The sequence below is a fragment of the Halolamina salina genome (assembly GCF_054653455.1).
Window position 1 is genome coordinate 83,169 of sequence record NZ_BAAIGE010000004.1, and the last position, 18,568, is coordinate 101,736.

Consider the following 18,568-nt stretch of genomic DNA (forward strand, 5'->3'; position numbering starts at 1 on the left):
TTTCGAGTAGTGTTACAGCCAGCGGTCGCGAGAACTGTCTCCATCGACTTAACCAACAAAACTATGGATTCGTGGGGCGTGTTGGTTAACACGAGAAGAGCCGATGTCCTACGAACCCCCGACCCCACCGGCGAACCTTCCGACGGAGATCGTCAACACGCTCAACGAGTCGGACCCGGAGCAGCTCCGAGACGTTGCGACGTACGCTGAAGCGCTCGCCGAGCACAAGGAACGAGAGGCCCGTCTCGAGGAGTCGGCAGATCAAGAAGAGGTCGAAGAACGACCGGACGATCTCCCGGACGACGTCCCTACCAAAGCGACGATCACGATCAAGGAAATCAACGACAATCGCTACTACTACTGGCAGTGGCGGGAGGGAGAGAAGATTCGTTCTCAGTACAAGGGTCCGGTCAACCCGGACGAGTAAAACTCGATGATAGAGGACACCCACCCCACGTTTCCGTCGTAACTGGATGTTGGTGGAGGGGGTGACGCAGATTTCGAAGGGACCACACCCCCCGCGTTTCCGTCGTTTCTCCACGACGGCGTAGGGAGAGGCTACGATAGTGCTATACAGCCACTAATTCTGTTGACCTAGAACCAATCTAGAGGTGAACCAACTTCTACAACACATAGATTAAAGTGGTATAGCTGAGAAAAGCTCATTGAGTGTACTTCGACCAAAGAGGGGGCGAAGTACTTCGCCCCCTCAGATGAAACGATCCTTTCCAGCTGCTTCTGTAGACGGCCAGTATTGGAAGGATAGGCCGCTCTCGTCTTTGGTATCTCGTCGTGGATGTCTTCTTCGAGTCCCCTCCCCACCTGTTCGGCGATTACGACGGAAACGTGGGGTGTGTGAGTTCGGGATTCGACATCGAGGCGACGCTTCCGTCTACGGGTTTCCTCTCTCACGTCGGAAACGCGGCTATATTGTCAGCAATCCAATTCCACCGAATGACGGCATTTTCACGCTGATATCGGACAAGGAACGTCGGAAACGTGGGGTGGTGTTCTCCACTAGATTTATACTCCCCCCGCTCACACCGTGTGATATTCAATGACGCCCGACTCTTCACCCAGTTCTGTCGACGATCCACTCTTTGAATCCGGGCATCGCATCTTCGCGAACAAGGATCTCCTGAAAATCGGCCACGTTCCGGAGGCTGACCGGATTGTCGGTCGCGACGAGGAAATCTCGAAGCTCGCGAAACGTCTCAACGGTGCTGTCCACGGGTACTCCCCGGAGAACGTGATGATCTACGGGAAAACGGGGACCGGGAAATCTCTCGTTTCAAAACACGTCTGCCAGCGAGCTCAAAATGCCGCTCAGGATGGCGTCGAGATTGGAACAGCGTATATCGACTGTGCTGAAGACAACACGGAGACTCAGGCAATCTCCTCACTTGCCGCGAAGCTGAACGATGAATCTTCGACTGGAATCTCCGTCCCACATACCGGCCTCAGTACGTCGAAATACTACAAACTCCTCTGGAAGACGCTCGACGCTCAATTCGATTCTGTGATCATCATCCTCGACGAGATCGATCTGATGAACGACGACAGCGTGTTGATGAAGCTCTCGCGCGCTGAGGAGGCGGGAAAAATCGACTGTAGCGTCGGCGTCATCGCGATCAGCAACAAGATCCAGTACGTCGACAACGTGAACGAGCGCGTGAAAAGTAGCTTCCAGCACAAGGAGCTGTTCTTCAAGCCATACGACGCCAACCAGCTTCGGGAGATCATGTTCAACCGCGAGGACGCCTTCCAGGACGACGTCCTTTCCGAGGACGTGATTCCGCTCTCAGCGGCCTTCGCCGCGCAGGAACACGGCGATGCTCGGAAGGCGATCGACATTCTTCGCCACGCCGGGGAGGTCGCCTACGAGGCCGGGGCAGAGCAAGTGACGGAGGAACACGTCCGCCAGGCACAGCAACACGCCGAAAAGGACAGGTTCAGAGAACTCGTGAACGGCGCACCCACGCAGGCGAAGGCGGCGTTGCTGGCGCTCACGGAACTGAGTGTCAACAGTAACGACGATGCGTTCCTCACGAGCCGGGTGTACGACCAGTACGAACGCATCTGCAACCATCTCGATATGGATATCCTCTCAGTCCGTCGGTTCCGCGACATCCTGAAAGAGCAGGCCTTCCTCGGGGTTGTCGAAATCGAGAAGATCAACAAGGGGAGTGCGGGCGGCATCCACCTCCAGAATCGACTCATCGAAGACCCCCAGGTCGTCCGCGAGACGATCCTCGAGGACAGCCGGATGCAGGACTGGACTCGCGAGTAGTGACCTCCTACTACTGAGTGGGTGCGGACGACGGAAATCCGGGGTGGGGCGTGAGGAAACGACGGAAACGAGGGGGGTCGAAAATTACGTCGGAAACGTGGGGTTGGTTCGAAACGACGGAAACCAGGGGTGGGGTCCACTACGACAGTTCGTTGGTGGCACCGAACGAGCTCAAAACGGCGTCCCTCTCACCGGAGAGCTCTCGACGAATGTCGGAGCGGTCCCACCCGAGCGGTGAAAGCACGCTCTCGACCGCTCTGACCAGCTGCGTCTCGTAGTACGAGGCGTCGTAGGTCTCGATCTCCTCGTGGGCGAGGGCGACCCGGTCTCGCGAGGATTTCTCGTCGTCGACGACCACGTACTCGATATCCTGACCCGGGTGGACTGCCAGGTCCTGCTCGCGGGCTCGCTTCAAGGCGGCCACGTTCTGGGTATTCTGTGAGTAGCCTTCCAGGGGCTTCGAGACACGGTTCCGCTCGACGAGCTGCTCCACTGCTACGTTGCCCGCCTGCAGTTCGTCGATAGCTCGTTCGAGCCGTCCGAGCACTGCGTCCGGTGACCGCGTGGTATCGAGCCGGTCGAGACAATCCCGTTGGACGTCCTCGATGAACGGCGGGGTCGAACGCTGTCGGGCTTCGATACCTCTGATTTTGAAGTCGTCGCCGCCGGCGACCTTCCCGAAGTATTTCGTCAACGCACCAGCGTCGCTCTCGCGCTGCGGGACGAACGCCACCCAGTCGTAGTGGGCTTCGTGTTCGAGCCGAATCTCGACCTCTTCCGTGATTGCCGTCGCGAGCGTCCCGAGGTCCTCTCGGTCATCGTCGTCGACGTCGGGGTCGGGCGTCACCCAGATGGAGTCGACGATGCCGTGGACGACGCGCCAGCCGCCAGCTTCCAGTCGCTGTTTCGCCGTCAGCAGAATCTCACGAGCGAATGCATTAATCGCCTCGTGGCACTCGATGCGGCCGAACTTCGCGTTGCTGAACCCTTGATAGCCGAAGCAGGCGACGAGGATCCACTTCAGCGCTCCCGACCGCCCTTCGAGTTCCGCCAGCCGATCCTCATCGGGGTCGTCTCGTTCCTTCTCGCGACGGATGGCCGCCTTGATCTCGTCGCGAGCGTCGATGATCGGCTGGAGCACGTCGACGAGGTAACCCCGGTCGTCGCAGATCGAGTACCCGAGGCCGGGGACGTCGTCGCGGTCGCTGTGGCACTCACACCGGATGACGTCCGGCGAGACGTTCCGGGTACAGATGATGTTCGGGTACAACGAGGAGAAGTCGAGTTCGTGGACGTTCTCGTGAAGCCCGACCTCGGGCGCGAAGATGAAGCCGCCGCGGTCGGCATCGTGGAGCGTCCCCATCGGCTTGTAGAACTCGTGACGCCAGGAGTTCCACGGCACGAGGACGCCGCGGTCGTGGGCCTCACAGATCTGGATCGCCGTGAGGACGTTCCCGATCGACGCCCACGCGATCTCCTGGACGGGCTTTTTCGAGCGCGACACGAGGTCGAGGACGCCGTCGAGGTTCGTCTCCCCGTAGAAGAACGTGTTCGACTCGTCGATGATCGCCCGGCCGGGAACGTTGTACTGCGCCGGAGAGTGACCGACGCGGCCGTAGCTCGAATACGTCGACTGGCTCGCAAGCTGCTGGTAGTCGACGCCCGGCCACCGGCTCAGCGAGAAGTCGTCGATGCCGGCATCCGTCGCCATCTCGTACAGGGTCGGGACGATCTCGCTCGTCGAGCAGACCAGGACGTCCGGATCGTGTGCGTCGAGCGCCCCCTGGACGGCGGTCAGGAGATCCGTCGGCGAGCCGGTGACGGTGTCGCCGGCGACGGACAGCTCCCCATAGATGTCGTTGCTCGTTTCGGTCACCGGGACACTGAGCCGGAGCGTCGACAGCTCGCTCGCCGGCGTCGGATCGGCGCCGGTCTCTAGACAGTATCGGAACTCTCGCGAGAAGTCGACGTTGAAACAGGCGAGATCCCCGACTGGATAGGCCGACAGCTGGCGTGCCTGCCGGGCGAGTGGGGTGACGCGGTCGATGTGGTCGACGTCGACCGCGAGAACGGTCTCCTCGGCCCGTCGAAAGCCGGGGCATCGCGTAACCATCTCGGTCGCGACGACGTCCGGGTGCTGGTCGTACACCGACTGGAGGGTCGTGAGGTCGAGGTCGGACGCTGGGTCGCGAGCGGCGACGTAGAAGCGTGGGGTGTAGTCATCGCGCTCGGTCGCGACGGCGCCGTCGGCGGTTCCCTCCCACTCCAGGACGCGGCCGTCGTCCAGAAAGTCGATACTGAACGGCATCGTCACGGGTTCGAGTCCGGTGGGGAGCTCTCCTGGTCATCGCTCGCTGTGACCGCGGTTTCGAGCTCCTCAAGGCGTTCCTCGTGGTCGTCGAGGCGGGCCTCCTGTTCGAGATCGATGCTGAGTAGCGCCGGCAGCAGCGGATTCTGGTGGTTCAACAACCCGCTCGCGTCGGCGTGTTCGCGGGCGTACTCGAACAACCGGTCGAATCGCGGCTGGTCGCGACGCCGCAGTGCCCGCCGGAACTCTGCCCAGCGCTCTTCGATAGCCCGCAGCGCATCCCGGTACGTCGGGTTTGTGCGCCCCATCGCTATCGGCCTCCTGTCCCGGTTGCAGTCCACGCATCGAGCAAGGGATCCGCGGTGGCCGCCACCGTCTCACCGTCAGCGGTGACGCCCGTCCCGACACCCTCCGGGGTCGGCGTCGACGGCGCCGGCGTCGTCGGTTCCACGCCGACCTGCGTGGCGCGGGCCGCGAGCAGCTGCCGCCAGTACGCGAACGTCGTCTGGTAGTACGCGCCGTCGTCGACGGGATAGACGAGCGTCTCGAAGTCCTCGCCGACGACCCGTGGCCCCATTCGGGTCTGCTCGCACTCCAGGTGATGGTCGGCGACCGTCGCGACCGGCTCGGTGAATTCGTTTCGTTCGTTTCGCGTAACGAGCACCGGGATGTCGTACCCTTCGGCGTAGGTCGCCAACTGGGCGAGGGTTCGGGCCTGGAGGGTTTTCGCGTGGGTCTCACCGAGGGTATCGTCGGCGCGGTACTGGGCGTCGACCGCCGGCGCGACGATGAGGGCGGGTGTGTGGGGCGACGTGTCCTCGTCACGACTTGGTTCCCCTCGACCGGCCGCCCCGGTATCGGCCGTGGACGTCTGGATCGACTTGTTCACTGCCGTCGGGAGATCACAGACGGCGCCGTAGTGCTGGTAGGCGGTAAATCCGCGCGCCACGTGGATTCGGTTGAGCAACCGTTGACTGGGCGCGATCTGAGCGAGTGTCGTCGTTGTCGCGTGTCCGTTTGCGTCGACCCAGAAGGCGGGCCCGTCGTGTAGGAGGAGATGGTCGAGTACGAGCGACTGCAGGATCGGGACGCCGCGGCCTCCCTCGACGTCGAGCAGCGTGATGCCGTCGTCGAGTGACGGCAGCAGCATCTCGTCCGTGGCCGGATCGGCCTGGTCAGCGAGGGACCGATTGCGGTCAGCGCCCCGTGTCGGCTGGTCGACCGCCAACCGGTTCGATGTTGATGTAGAGTGCTTGGGCATACTCAACTATATGTCCACGTTCCCGATAAGCCGCGGCGTGTCACTTCCGCGTTTCAGGGAACCGATCTGAATACAACAAGTAGCGTCGCTGTTTGCGTGTTTTCGTGTTAGGAGGGACACTTCCGAGAACAATTCCGATATGAGGCGCCTCCTCCGTTAACCAACAATTGGATGCATACACCCTTGGTCTGTTGGTTAATACGTAAGGAGCTCAGTTGCCCGTTGTCTCAGTTTGATTTCTGTGGAAATTCTATAGGAAACTGCGACGTGCAGTTCTCACTTCACGTATTTGTCAATCAAGTAGTCGGTAATCTGCTCTTCGCGAGCCTGGATAAACGCCTGTGCGTTCTCCGGGGTGGGCTCGATATCAGGATACTGATTTACACGTTGGATACGCTCAGCCTCGGCGTTGCCGAGGTCGTCCAACCAGTCGTGGGGCCACTGGTCGCTTTTGATCTCTTCGTTCATCTCGTGTGGCAACAGCTGTAGATTCCCGATTCGATTAAGATCAACAGCCTCTCCAATAGATTCAGATACTGATTCTGCCCTGCTTTTCGGGTAGATGTGGTCAACCGAGTAGTCGCCAATACTGGTGGACGTGGATTGCGTATATGATTCCTCAATGAGGCCGAGTACTGCCGTGACATCTGTGTCGGTAAATACAGGCTCTCCTGGGCTGCTCTCGTAACGAGCGTTGGCTACGACTCGACGGATGTCTTCAGCAGATGGGCTGATGTTCTCCGATTCAAATAGCTCCTCTCCTGGGAAAACGATGGGCTCGTTGGGTTCTGGTTCCCATTCGCGAAGGAATCGCATCCAGTTGCGGCACTTGCCGTAGGTCAGAACCTGGTAATACTTGTTCAGCAAGAGGGATCTTGCGACGAACTGGAAAACACTCTCCCGGTTCGCGTCGGAGACCTCAGCATCAGGATTCTGGTAATAGAACACGCCAAGTAGTGCGAAGATGGGCATCGTGTTCATAACCGAGCTCCGAATCCCGCTCTCGATTACTGTCTGGAATGCCTTCTCGAGCGATGTCCGAAACCACTCGAAGCGCCGTCCGGCGACGACGGGCTCATTATACAGCCACCGCTCGCGCATCTCGTCCATTCTTTCTTCGTCGATACTGCTAAGATTGCTGCGGAGGAGGTCCGTTCCGACTAAGTATGCTGTATACCGGAGGAACAGCTTCCGGTCGATTTCTTGCTCATACTCAGGGAACTTCTGTTTAAATTCGTCAATCCAATCTTGGATGACCTCCCTAGGATTGATCCGCTCGCCCTCCTCTTCTGCGTACGGCCAATAACTCATTAGTTTTGAGAGGAGGAGCTGGTAGGGCTTCGGATCAGAGCCCTCCATGTTCAGCCTCGTGAATATCTCGGGAATTTCGGATCTATCCTTGTTCGTACTGTCCGTTTCGAGATCGTCCTGTAGAACGTTGCTCGTAATGTCTCTCGCGACGGCCATCGAAATACTGCGCAGTTGGTAGCGGGTTTCGTTGTCCGCCCTCAGTTCGGCGGTATCCACGTATTCATCGACGACTTCGCTAAGCGATCTTCCCTCAAGTACCGTGGAGTTCCCGGAGCTCCCTTCGTCCCCTCCGTTCCATAACTCCCCGACCGGCATCCAAAGGTGTCGCGTGTCGCCGGTCATGGTATAGCCCGTCTCGTCCGTTCCTCCAAACTTCCCCGTCGATTTGAACTCAAACTCGTAGTCGCCTGCTGTATCGTCGCGATCGTACTCTGGGTGACCGAATAGGTCAACACACAGCCGCTGGCCTTCCCAGTACTGGAGCTCATCACTGGGCTTCCCCCGTCCGCCATTATATACTGTAATTCCACCCTCGACACCGATATAGAGCGAGTTCAAGCGCTGCTGGCCGTCTATAATCAGAATCTCCGGTTCTTTGTCTTCAACCTCCTGATTGTAGAGGTCGTACTCCGCCAAAACTGGATCCGGTGGCCGATAGTCATCGGCAACGTACATCCGCAGGAAATTATACGAGTTGTAGTCGCTGATATTGGCCGCTCGAACTCTCCATTCAGTTATGGCTCCGATTGGATAGTCTCGAATCAATGAATCGAACAGTTCCTCAATCTGCCTGGGATTCCAGACAAACTCCCGCTGGAGGCCGGGAAGAAAGATATGGTCATTTATTTCAGACAAATAATCCGAGACCTGTCTGGACATAGTCACCAGAACGGAAGAAGAGTATAAATACTCTGTCGTCGCCCATCGAATTCCGGGTGTATTCTGCCCCGGGTTAACTCGAAGGCTTGGCTGAACTGCTGAGTTACGGTGTGGGTGAGTTAGCCACCGAATTTTTGGGATTGTGCGCCTGGTTCCGAGAAGTTTCCAGAATCAGTCTTGTCTAGTACTGTCTCCGTTAACCAACGCTCTATGCATAACGGGGGCGAATGTTGGTTAAGTACGTCGGTGCCGCGAAGTTCCTGTGCGACCACGTTGAAGATGCCACCCTCCGAACCCTCTGGTATGTGTGGCCGAAACTCGCTCTTCATCGATCAGGCTGACCTCGAGGCTCGCTTCGACGCCGAGGTCGTCACTGACGGCGGGTATACACCCCGATACAACATTGCACCCGGCGACGACCTCCACATCATCACGAACGAGGCTTCCGACGAGATCGACGCCTACCACTGGGGGCTGATTCCGTTCTGGGCGGACGAGCCCGAGGAGGGCATCATCAACGCTCGCTCCGAGACTGCCGACGAGAAACGCGTCTTCGAGCGGGCGTGGGAATCCCGCCCATGTTTGGTCCTCTCTTCGGGGTTCTACGAGTGGAAATCGCCGAACGGCGGGACAAAACAGCCCTACCGGATTCACCGCGAGGACGACCCCGCGTTCGCGATGGCCGGGCTCTGGGACGTCTGGGAGGGCGAGGACGAGGCGATCTCGTGCGTCACGATTCTCACGACGGAGCCGAACGACCTGATGAACTCAATCCACAACCGGATGCCGATCGTCCTCCCAAAGGACGCTGAGTCCGACTGGCTCGCCGCAGACCCGGACACTCGCAAGGAACTGTGCCAGCCGTATCCGAAGGACGATTTGGACGCCTACGAGATTTCGACGCGGGTCAACAACCCTGACAACGACGATCCCCAGGTCATCGAGCCGCTAGACCACGAGCAATCGGGCCTCGGCGAGTTCAGTTCGGGGTAGGTCGCGGCGTCACGGTCACTGCATCGGTGACGCCGCTGCTGAATCGACGAGCGAGTACTTTCGGTCCCGACTCGTCCCTTCCGCCTCGAGGAGGTTGTATTGCTCCATCTTCGAGAGGTACGTGCGGATAGTCCGTTTCGTCCGCGGATCATCGACGTCCTCGGAATAGCGTTCGTGGATCTCGCTCGGCCCGACCGGCCCGTGCTTGCGAACGATATCGTAGACGACGCGCTGGTGCGGCGTGAGCGAGTCGAGGCTTTTCTGCTTGATCTGGGCCCGAGCATCCTCGGCGGCGTCCAGGAGAATATCGTCGGTGATGCGCTCGTGGTTCTCGCGATCGGCCTTGCCGGCGGCCGTTCGGAGGATGCCGATTGCGAGGCGTGCGTCGCCGGCGGCCGCGTCGGCGATTCGATATAGCTGGTCGTCGGTGATGACGTCCTCGTCGAGCCCCCACTTCGCCCGCGAACTCAGAATGTCGTACAGCTGCTCGTCGTGGTACTTGTCCATCCGGACGTGTTCGCTGGAGCGCAGCCGGCTCACGAGCCGGTCGTCGACGCGGCTGAACAGCTCCTCTTCCTTGTTCGCAATGCAGATGATCGCGAACTGCGGGAGGCTGTGGAGGTCGTAGATGACGCTGGGGTCTTCGAGCTGGTCGACCTCGTCGAGGATGACGACGGTTCGCGGGCCGTCATGCTGCTGGAGGCGATCGACGAGTTCGTCGTGCGGCGTCGACTGCCGGTGGATGTCGATGGTTGCGCCGAGATCGTCGAGGATCTGGTAGAGCGTGCGGAACCGGGTGTAATTGCGCCAGCAGTTGACGTAGGTGGTCTCGACGTCGAGGACCTCCTCACGTAGGCGTTCGGTGACGAATTTCGAGATGCACGTCTTGCCGGCGCCGCTGGGTCCGGTGACGATGGCCGTGTCGGCGGGTTCACCATTCGTGATGGGCTCGAGGACGCTAGAGAGGTGGTTGACTTCGGCGTCGCGATGCTCAACTTCCCGAGGGACGAACCCGGCGCGGAGAACGCGAGCATCGCGGATCATTGTGTTAGTAAGTGACTGGTTCTGCGCCAGGCCATAAATACGTGACCGGGTTGTTTCCGGAAAGCAAATCTCACCAATTGGCCATCGGTTGAATACCGGGTCTCTTTGTGGTGATTTGGAAGGAATCTGTCGTGGTGGCTTTTCGGAAGTTCACGGAAACACGAACCTTCCTGAATAGCAAATATCCCCTTGGGTTTAAATATCCAAATTGCGATGTATCGCCTGTGACACCCAACGAAAACGACCCTGTCACCAACGTGCCGACCGTCGAGGTGCAAAGCCCCACCGGAAGCCTTGACGTGAACGCCCTTATCAAATCAAACGGGGAAGACGATCCGTTTGCTGGCCTGTTCGAGGATACTACTGGAGGCTCCGATACGACATCCGGTCCAACCACAAACCAACAAAATACCGATGTCGTCGATCTCGGAAAAGACCTCCTCGCCGGATATGCCGACTGGAAAGGTGGACAAGTTGATCATGATCCACACGACGATCCACTTCGTTACCTTTGGCACGACGCCCCTGAACTCATTATCGCTGCTGCTGTGGCAGGCTATTTCACATACAAGGGCGCTCAAGGACTTGGTGGCCTAGTTTCATCTGGTTCAACAACAGATGAGACCGGCACGTCGACGCAGCCGCGTCTCCCTCTGGAAGATCGGCCGTATCGGGTGTTTGTGAGTCACTCGTGGAAGTACTCCGAACAACGTGAACGTATTGAGGAGTTCCTCGATGATGAAAATCAGCTGGACTGGCAGAACTTCAGTGTCCCAGAGGACGATCCGATGGAGTTTGAAGATAAGAATGATCTTCGTCAGCAGCTCTATCAGCAGGTTGGGCAGGCAAATGTGGTCGTCGTCGTCGCTGGGATGTACGTCTCGCACAGCGAGTGGATCGAGGAGGAGGTTGAGATGGCAGACCATTTCGAGAAACCTATTATCGGTGTGCGACCGAACGGGAACGAGCGACTTCCAGCTGTGGTAAAGGAGGAAGCCGATGAGATTGTCGGTTGGCGGCAGAAGTCTATCGTGAACGCCATCGCGAAGCATGCATGATTCACCCTCGGTCGAGTATGGCCCAAGACAGAGGGATTGCAGTACACGATCTTCACCCAGACGGCCAGAGCGTGATAAGACGCTCATCAATCAGTACAGGCACTACGCAGAAAGCGCAATGGCGACCGAACAGCGTTTGGATCTGAACTGTTTCTACGGTCCCCTATTCTTAGGATGGCGCAAAGCATCATTCGCCGACACCTTAGCGGAATATGTCTGAACCAACTGACGAGACCTCTGGCGAGAGCGAGCCGAATAATGCAAATCTTGGCGAAAATACCGAGGACAAAGACACGCCTGAAACAGAGCCGGAACACCCCGAAGAGGTTACTGGGGGAGACCCGGCCGAATCGGCCGAGCCCAATGCCGTAGAGAATGGGCCGTTAACAAATCTGAACGACGAAGAGACGGATCGCTTGATGGATCAATACATCCACTATGGGGAGGTGGCAATCGAGACTGCGAATCAGCGGGTTCAGATGAACCGATTTTTCGGCTTGATTTTGACGTCGATACTAGCCGGACTCTTCGCTCTCGCCCGAGGAAATTTGACGACTACGAGTGCTGCAATCGTTCTATTCGCCTCTGGATTTGGAAGTCTGATCTGTTACTTTTGGTATCAGAGTTTACAGTCGTATCGCCGGCTGAACAAGGCCCGATATGCTATTCTCAACCAAATCGAGTCTGCCCTTCCTGTCCGAATGTATCTTGATGAATGGCGATACCTCAAGCGGGAAAAGCCCGATCCGGAAATCGTTGAGCCCCGACCTGATGACGACCCTGATCACCGCTCGCATACGATTGTCGAACAGTGGTTTGTCCGTCTCCTTGCCGCTGGATATCTTACTGTCGGAGGATACGCTGGTGGGTTCATTCTAACTCCTTTGCTCACGAGTGCAGGCTATTCCCTGCCGTCTCCGACCACAGTCGGGCTAATAATCGGTGCAACCGTTATGGCTGGTTCGATAGGGCTATTCTGGACGCGGAGCTGATGACACCTACTATGAAACGATTCGATATTGGAGACACGGTCCGAATCGATATCCCGGACGAGACAGATCCAGATCACGAGCGCCTCCATGGACGTCGAGGAACAGTCGTTGAGATCATCTCAGACGATGCGGGAGCTGTGACTGATGATCAACGAGAGGGCTATCTTTTTCGGGTTGAAATCGCTAATGGTGACACCGTTGACGTCCGCTGGCGGGATCTTCGGCCAGTTTGATTGACTATTGTCTGGTGCCACCTCTGTAGGGAGGTCACTAAACACTAAGTTCGCGTACTGAATACATCTCGGCATTACGATGCTCTCACTTCCTCCGCTTGTCGATAACGCCAACAGAACACTAGAAGACGCTTACAAGCGGATCATTCCCCAGATCGAGGAAGGCCGTATCGCAACTGGCTACTTTTATCTCTCAGGATTTGACCTCTACCGGGAAGACCTTGAAAACTTGGCTGACCCCGATGATCTCGGCCACGCTCCGCTTCGGATTTTGATGGGTCGTCAGACGAATAGGGGAACTGCTGACGAAATCGGTGAGGGACAGAATCTCAAAGAGGAACTCAAAAGAGAAGTGAGAGAAAGCATCTCGGAGCTGAATAACGCTCAGATCGGCCGACTAGACCGGCTACGAGACTTTATCGCCGAAGGCGAGGTGAGCGTCCGTGTGCGAAATCCTGAAAACGGTTACTTCCACGCAAAGGGTGCATCATTTCGAGCGCCACTCGAAGATGACGAAGATTGGGGACACGACGGGGATGAAGACACCCGCCCATGTGCTACAGTTGTCGGCTCCTCGAACTTCACCAAGAGCGGCCACCAGAACAACATCGAGCTGAACCTCACGAGTCAGGATCGACACAAGGCCGAAGCGTTCGAGGAGTGGTACGACAACCAGTGGGCCAACGCCGAGGAGTTCAGTGAGGAAATCATCCGAATCATCGAGAACAGCGAGGAGTACCAGGACTGGAAGGAACAGCAGGAGGACGAGTCCGACCAGGAAACGTCATCTGAGGAGCTGGGCACGTATCTCGAACCGTTCGAGCTCTACAAGCTGCTCGCCTACGACGAACTGAGTGGGAACGTCAACATCCGTGACAGCCCACTGTACTACTTCCAGAAGCTCGGGTACGAGAGTGCAAAGGAGAAGCTCTCCCAGTTCAACGGGTGCATCGTCTCCGACTCGGTCGGCCTGGGAAAATCATTTATTGGGGGTGAACTCCTCCACGACTACCGTCAACGTGGCGACCACTGTCTCCTCATTGTCCCGGCCAACCTGACTGATCAGTGGGAAGACCTACTCCAGAACGACACTGACGAAGACGGCAATCCGTACTTCGGGTTAGAGGTAGACGGCACGCACCTTGACGTGATGAGTATCAGCAAGTTCCAGAATCTCTCCTACGACGAGGTGCAGGACCTCAAAGACGAGTTTGACGTCCTGCTTATCGACGAGGCTCATCGGTTCCGGAACTACGGGAAGTGGCGACCGAATCCGGACCACGATGATGACTACAAGGGGACGCGACGACACGCGAATCTCAGGCAACTCCGCGGAAAGACGATGATTATGCTGACCGCGACCCCGATCAATAACAGCGCTACCGACCTAAAGAACCTCATCAGCTTGTTCACCAGCCCGGAGGAACTTCGGAACAAGGCGTCACTCGACTTTGATGCGTTCGACGAATATATCGAACTCTCGGAGACGCGAAAACGCATCGCATCCGGGAAAGAGGAGGTCGGCGACGACGAACAGCAAGAAATCACCGAGCAGCTACAGCGACACTCCTCTGAGATTTCGAATATCCTGAACGAAGTGATGGTTCTCCGGACGCGCAAGCACGTCAAAGATCAGATTCAGGACAGCGAAGACTTCGAGATGAGCTTCAAGCCGCCGAAACTCAACAAGCAACAGTACTCCCTGCCGGCGGCCTACCAGCCAATATATCGGATGCTTCCCGACGTGATGGACGCCCTCCACCTTCCCCACATCACAGTCAAAAACCCGAAAGCGGGGAGCACTCTGAAAGCTCTCTACAAGCTGAACCTCCTCAAACGGCTCGAGTCCTCAACGTACGCGTTCGTCCAGTCGATCGAGACGCTGCATCAGAGCGAACGCCAGCTTCTCGGCCTTCTTGGTGAACTCCCCGAGGACGAAGACATCGATATGCTCCGAACTGTTCGGGAGGGGGATGACTCTGAACTCGGTGACTTTGTCGAAGGAGCCGACGCTGCTGAAGATCTCGAACAAACACTCGAAGAATTCGGTTTCGATACCACCGCTATTCAATCGGAAGAAGGAGCTGATACCGAGGGAGATGAACTGGCAGACGCCACCATCGGCGAGGTGAAGACGTACATCAGGGAGGACCTCACCCTTCTCTCGTATTTCCTCTCGCAGTTCATCGGTGATGTCGCCCGTGATGCGGGTGATGTGAGCGATTATGCGGTTTCCACGCGGCAATGGCTCGCTGACCACGGCGCTGGTGTCCTCCCAGATATTCCTGAAGAAGAGATGAATCCGATTCTCTACCCGAATAGTGACCTGAGCGAAGTCGACCCCGCCACACGCGACTTTTACGAGGCCGTCTTTTCACTCCGCGAGTTCCGCGACCCGAAGATCGACCGACTTGCAGATGTCCTCTCTGATCACGACCAGAAGGTGCTCATCTTCACGCAGTATCGAGCAACTGCAGACTACGTCTATCGAACCCTCTGTGACAACGCGGATTCACCACTTACCGAGGCGAACAGTGCCGTCGTCAAGGGTGGCGACGAGAATAAGCAGGACATTATTCAACGCTTTGCCCCTGAGGCGTCAGGCTATCAGCAAACGCTCGCCGAGTCGGGGGATTCAGAGCTACAGTACGTAGTGGCCACTGACACGCTGAGTGAAGGGGTTAATCTTCAGGACGTTCATGTGGTGGTCAATTACGACCTGCCGTGGAACCCGATGCGGATTGTCCAGCGTGTCGGGCGAGTCGACCGGATTGGGAGTACCGCCGAGAAACACGTCCACAACTTCTACCCGGACGGCGACATCGAGGCGGCGATTAAGCTCCTGAAACGTCTGCAGGCAAAGATCAACGATATCGCGCTCATCGTCGGAAAGGAGAACAACATCCTCGATCCGAACGAAGACCAGATTCTCGAAAAGACAGGTGTAGACACGGAGAAGACAATCGGGGAATTACAGGTAGACGAGATTGAGGACTCTCTCCAGAAATCCCGTGAAATTGACGATGTGAATGAACTCGACGACACGAGCAAGAATCCGCTCCTCCGCAACGCTGGGAGTAATGAACACGCTGCGTTCGAACGGTACCTTCTGAAGCGAGAACTGAACGAGGATTACGACCTGACCGCGGAAGACTTCGAGTACGCTGAGGACTTCTTCGATGACCCGCCCGAAGAACGGGAATTCCTCTACACGAATGTAACTGACCACGATGCCGGTCCTCGTCCGGGGGTGTTCGCCCTTGCCCACCTCTGGTTCGACGATGATGACCACGAGTCCCCGCTTGGTCGCGTCCGTCGTGCTTTCTACTACAAGCCCTTCGCCGACGAGGTCAAAGAGCGGCCCGTGAGCACGCTCAACATTGACCCTTCAGTTGACGGCGACCCGATTACCGGAAATCCAGATACGGTGTTATCGAATCGCGGCGAAATTCAAGCAGTGCTTGACGAGCGTCTTGAGGTGATTCGAGAGGGCCAAGTTGAGGGTGCTTTCAAACAGGGAGAGGCCTTCTCGAAGGAACAAGAGACGATCCTCGATTTCATCAGTCACTACGTTCAGCCGAATCACGGCGATGAGCCGGCTCCTGTCGAAGAGTTCGAAACGATAGAAGAATGGGCTAACGACATCGAAGAGCGGCTGCAGGAAGTAAAGCTGGCGAACACGGATGAAGACCGAATTTTACGGGAGATCTTTCGCCAAAACGAGCAGTATGACTCCTTCCCAGAGTGGCAGACTGTGGAGTTTCTCAGTCAGCTTGGGGAGTTCTTGGAAGAGAACGTCGAAGCCTCTACTGAATACCAGACAAAACTGATGGGAGAGAGTGATGTACAAGCGAAGCTCGTATGCTGGGGGGTTGTCGGACAGTGATTTGGGAGCTACGGTAGGGGCCCCTTCTGATCCAGCAGATCATATTTCTCCAAGACCAGATCGAAGTACATCTCGTCCATCAGCTTCGGATTCTCAACGCGATGGAAGTCGTCGAGGACAAACTTCACGTCACGACGTTCCAGGCCATACGCGTGGAATGCGGCCGCGTCGATTTCAGCCTGTAATTCTCTGCGTTCTTGATCTTCTACCGCTGCCTCGATTCCGCCGAGTCGCTCACGCATTTCTTTGAATTCTTCTCCGTAACAGTTCAACCGGGCAGCTCGTTCAGCGATATAATGGAACCAGTCATCTCCATCGGTGAGGCGTGGTAGCTGGGATTCCAATAGCTCGCGCTTGACGATGTGCGTCTCGACTTTGGTTCGCATCAGGAAATCGAACGCAATGCTGTTCAGGAGCCCCGTTGCCACGAAGAGTTCTTGATCCGTAAATCGCCGGACGTAGGGTGACCGAAGTGGGGACTCTGTGAGGTGTTCCTCTTCCGGCTCAATAGCGAACGGCTTGAACGTGTTAATGGTGTGGAGACAAATGACGTCCTTCGGAAGTACCGTCGCTATTATCGTCCGCTCGTCCCGGGATCGAGAAACGTCTCGAATGCCGATTCGGTATTCAGTACAATCGAGCAGGACATCTTCTTCCTCAAGTCCGTGACCACGGTGTTCTTCGAGTAGTTCATCTACGAATTGAACTTGAGACTTGCTCGTCTCTGAACCTCCAAAGGCGTCGTAGATTGCCCGTTTGAGATTACCCCTGTTGAATTTCTTCTCTCGAACACGGTACTGAGCACTATTCGGTGGATCGTACATCCCCCGACTCCAGTACTGCGGTCCATCTAACGCTCCTGTGTGGGTATTATCGTACTGGAACTGGTGGATATTTTTGCCGCCGTAGACGGGATAGTCGGCCTCCTCCGGCGATGTCAAGAGCCTATCCTTATCAGTTGATTCAACGAACTCCTTAGTGAGCATATCAACTGTCCAAGTCTCCTCTAAATCTTCACCCAAGGAAGGCTGCTCAACTACCTTCTCCAAGACGCTTACTTCGATCTGCGAGGTGATGGATGGGAAGATTCCCCCTTCTGGAGAATAACTGACGAGTACGTCGCGCGGAATGTTGACTGCCTCATCTTCGATCCTGTAGACTATATCCATGTCACGTTGGTTGAATATCCCCCGAAGAGCTGATGTCTTCCCCCCATATTCGAACGTCAGAATCGCGAACCGGTATCTATCGTCGATAGCCTCAAAGATACCCTTGTTCTCGAACCCGATGAGATTCTCCACGTCCGTGTGGTCCAGCAGATGCATTCGGAGGTCTTTCCCCATTACTCCCCCGAAGATAGTACCGGGGAGGAGTAGACTCACCTTCACGCCGTCTCTGGAGAGTCTGAAGACCCGCTCAAGAAAAAGAGCCGAAAGTTCGTTCTTTGTCGGCATCGTTCGACCGCCCACCACTGGAGATTGGAGCTTATAAACATCTCCCTGCGTGAAGAAGTCTGCCTGAGTTTCCATTGATTCCTTGTAGTCCTCCCATTCCCACGCAACTTCAGGGCTTGAGAGGAGGTCTTCCATCACACCGTCTTTTTCCTCCGACGGATAGGTACGGAACTGCTCATCGTTGCGGATGAAGAAGTCGTCGCGATTCGCGTAGAGCATGTCCCATGGTGGGTTCCCGATGAACACGTCGAATCCACCTTTCTCGAAGACGTCGGCGAACTCCAACGGCCAGTGGAAGGGTGACCACTCCCGAATTTCCTCGATCGTTATGTCGTCAAAGCCAGCGTCTTGGAATTCTCGCCGAAGGATCTTGTCAAATTTGTCCCGGTGTCCCTCTATTCTGTCTTCTGCCTCTTTCCGCCATTCTTGGGCTTCAACACTGGTCTCCGCTTTCTTGTGCTTCTTGATGGCCTCTTTCACGTCCTCAAAACGAGTTTTCACCTCCCAAGAATCGAGATCGCTGTCTCCGTCTTCGTTACTCTCGATGTCCGTATCGAGTTGACCGATTAGGCTGTTGCCCCGTCGTACGTTGAAATCGATGTTGGGGAGCGGCTCCACCTCGCTCGGTTCATCCTCGATATCAGCGACCATCGACAACCAGAGCCTGAGCTTGCAAATCTCAACAGCACCTTCGTCGATATCGACTCCGTACAAATTGTTGAGAATGGCCGTTCGCTTTGCGTACAGTGATGAGGAGCCTTTTCCAGACTCAATTTCCTCTATCTCTTCTCGCGTTCTGGATTCTAGCTCCCAGCCTTGCCCTTCAGCTTCGAGCCGCTGGAAATACTCAATGCATTGC

The 18,568-nt window shown here is 56.6% G+C and carries 13 protein-coding genes; 7 read left to right on the forward strand and 6 right to left on the reverse strand.

Annotated elements, in window-relative coordinates; translation table 11 throughout:
* Positions 1–103: 103 nt before the first annotated feature.
* Positions 104–427, forward strand: a complete 324-nt coding sequence (locus tag ACYQZ5_RS14805; protein WP_008364341.1) for a DUF6788 family protein — start codon at positions 104–106, stop codon at positions 425–427.
* A 630-nt stretch (positions 428–1,057) separates the two neighbouring features.
* The gene (gene orc4, locus ACYQZ5_RS14810; protein WP_136718528.1) at positions 1,058–2,290 is read left to right on the forward strand and encodes a DNA replication protein Orc4; all 1,233 of its coding nucleotides are present in this window, start codon (positions 1,058–1,060) and stop codon (positions 2,288–2,290) included.
* A gap of 139 nt (positions 2,291–2,429) precedes the next feature.
* On the opposite strand, the gene ACYQZ5_RS14815 is transcribed toward orc4, so the two are convergent.
* From ACYQZ5_RS14815 to ACYQZ5_RS14830, 4 genes are all read right to left on the reverse strand, one after another.
* Positions 2,430–4,598 carry a type B DNA-directed DNA polymerase gene (locus ACYQZ5_RS14815; protein WP_379730292.1) on the reverse strand — a complete coding sequence of 723 codons (2,169 nt, stop codon included), beginning with the start codon at positions 4,596–4,598 and terminating at the stop codon, positions 2,430–2,432.
* A gap of 2 nt (positions 4,599–4,600) precedes the next feature.
* On the reverse strand, positions 4,601–4,906 hold the full coding sequence (locus ACYQZ5_RS14820) for a DUF8156 family protein (protein WP_379730350.1): 306 nt from the start codon (positions 4,904–4,906) through the stop codon (positions 4,601–4,603).
* A 2-nt stretch (positions 4,907–4,908) separates the two neighbouring features.
* On the reverse strand, positions 4,909–5,748 hold the full coding sequence (locus ACYQZ5_RS14825) for a hypothetical protein (RefSeq protein WP_379730293.1): 840 nt from the start codon (positions 5,746–5,748) through the stop codon (positions 4,909–4,911).
* 387 nt (positions 5,749–6,135) lie between these two features.
* The gene (locus ACYQZ5_RS14830) at positions 6,136–8,049 is read right to left on the reverse strand and encodes a DUF262 domain-containing protein (RefSeq protein WP_379730294.1); all 1,914 of its coding nucleotides are present in this window, start codon (positions 8,047–8,049) and stop codon (positions 6,136–6,138) included.
* A 303-nt stretch (positions 8,050–8,352) separates the two neighbouring features.
* Between ACYQZ5_RS14830 and ACYQZ5_RS14835 the strand changes: the two genes are divergently transcribed.
* On the forward strand, positions 8,353–9,042 hold the full coding sequence (locus ACYQZ5_RS14835; RefSeq protein ID WP_379730295.1) for an SOS response-associated peptidase: 690 nt from the start codon (positions 8,353–8,355) through the stop codon (positions 9,040–9,042).
* A 15-nt stretch (positions 9,043–9,057) separates the two neighbouring features.
* On the opposite strand, the gene ACYQZ5_RS14840 is transcribed toward ACYQZ5_RS14835, so the two are convergent.
* Positions 9,058–10,086 carry a Cdc6/Cdc18 family protein gene (locus tag ACYQZ5_RS14840; protein WP_379730296.1) on the reverse strand — a complete coding sequence of 343 codons (1,029 nt, stop codon included), beginning with the start codon at positions 10,084–10,086 and terminating at the stop codon, positions 9,058–9,060.
* A 224-nt stretch (positions 10,087–10,310) separates the two neighbouring features.
* On the opposite strand from ACYQZ5_RS14840, the gene ACYQZ5_RS14845 reads away from it, so the two are divergent.
* From ACYQZ5_RS14845 to ACYQZ5_RS14860, 4 genes are all read left to right on the forward strand, one after another.
* Positions 10,311–11,144 (forward strand): TIR domain-containing protein, encoded by an 834-nt coding sequence (locus ACYQZ5_RS14845; protein ID WP_379730297.1) that lies wholly within the window; start codon positions 10,311–10,313, stop codon positions 11,142–11,144.
* Positions 11,145–11,356: 212 nt separating this feature from the next.
* Positions 11,357–12,136 carry a RipA family octameric membrane protein gene (locus tag ACYQZ5_RS14850; protein WP_379730298.1) on the forward strand — a complete coding sequence of 260 codons (780 nt, stop codon included), beginning with the start codon at positions 11,357–11,359 and terminating at the stop codon, positions 12,134–12,136.
* Between the two features lie 11 nt (positions 12,137–12,147).
* Positions 12,148–12,369, forward strand: a complete 222-nt coding sequence (locus tag ACYQZ5_RS14855; RefSeq protein ID WP_225935246.1) for a DUF8139 family protein — start codon at positions 12,148–12,150, stop codon at positions 12,367–12,369.
* 79 nt (positions 12,370–12,448) lie between these two features.
* The gene (locus ACYQZ5_RS14860; RefSeq protein ID WP_379730299.1) at positions 12,449–16,255 is read left to right on the forward strand and encodes a helicase-related protein; all 3,807 of its coding nucleotides are present in this window, start codon (positions 12,449–12,451) and stop codon (positions 16,253–16,255) included.
* 8 nt (positions 16,256–16,263) lie between these two features.
* Here the strand turns inward: ACYQZ5_RS14860 and ACYQZ5_RS14865 are convergent.
* On the reverse strand, positions 16,264–18,568 hold a 2,305-nt coding region (locus tag ACYQZ5_RS14865), incomplete at its 5' end, for an Eco57I restriction-modification methylase domain-containing protein (protein ID WP_459846725.1).

Bases quoted from the DNA above. Each gene is read 5' to 3' on its own strand.
- ACYQZ5_RS14855 (WP_225935246.1), top strand. From the start codon at position 12,148: ATGAAACGATTCGATATTGGAGACACGGTCCGAATCGATATCCCGGAC.
- ACYQZ5_RS14830 (WP_379730294.1), bottom strand. From the start codon at position 8,049: ATGTCCAGACAGGTCTCGGATTATTTGTCTGAAATAAATGACCATATC.
- ACYQZ5_RS14840 (WP_379730296.1), bottom strand. From the start codon at position 10,086: ATGATCCGCGATGCTCGCGTTCTCCGCGCCGGGTTCGTCCCTCGGGAA.
- ACYQZ5_RS14815 (WP_379730292.1), bottom strand. From the start codon at position 4,598: ATGCCGTTCAGTATCGACTTTCTGGACGACGGCCGCGTCCTGGAGTGG.
- ACYQZ5_RS14860 (WP_379730299.1), top strand. From the start codon at position 12,449: ATGCTCTCACTTCCTCCGCTTGTCGATAACGCCAACAGAACACTAGAA.
- ACYQZ5_RS14850 (WP_379730298.1), top strand. From the start codon at position 11,357: ATGTCTGAACCAACTGACGAGACCTCTGGCGAGAGCGAGCCGAATAAT.
- ACYQZ5_RS14820 (WP_379730350.1), bottom strand. From the start codon at position 4,906: ATGGGGCGCACAAACCCGACGTACCGGGATGCGCTGCGGGCTATCGAA.
- ACYQZ5_RS14825 (WP_379730293.1), bottom strand. From the start codon at position 5,748: ATGCTGCTGCCGTCACTCGACGACGGCATCACGCTGCTCGACGTCGAG.
- orc4 (WP_136718528.1), top strand. From the start codon at position 1,058: ATGACGCCCGACTCTTCACCCAGTTCTGTCGACGATCCACTCTTTGAA.
- ACYQZ5_RS14805 (WP_008364341.1), top strand. From the start codon at position 104: ATGTCCTACGAACCCCCGACCCCACCGGCGAACCTTCCGACGGAGATC.
- ACYQZ5_RS14835 (WP_379730295.1), top strand. From the start codon at position 8,353: ATGTGTGGCCGAAACTCGCTCTTCATCGATCAGGCTGACCTCGAGGCT.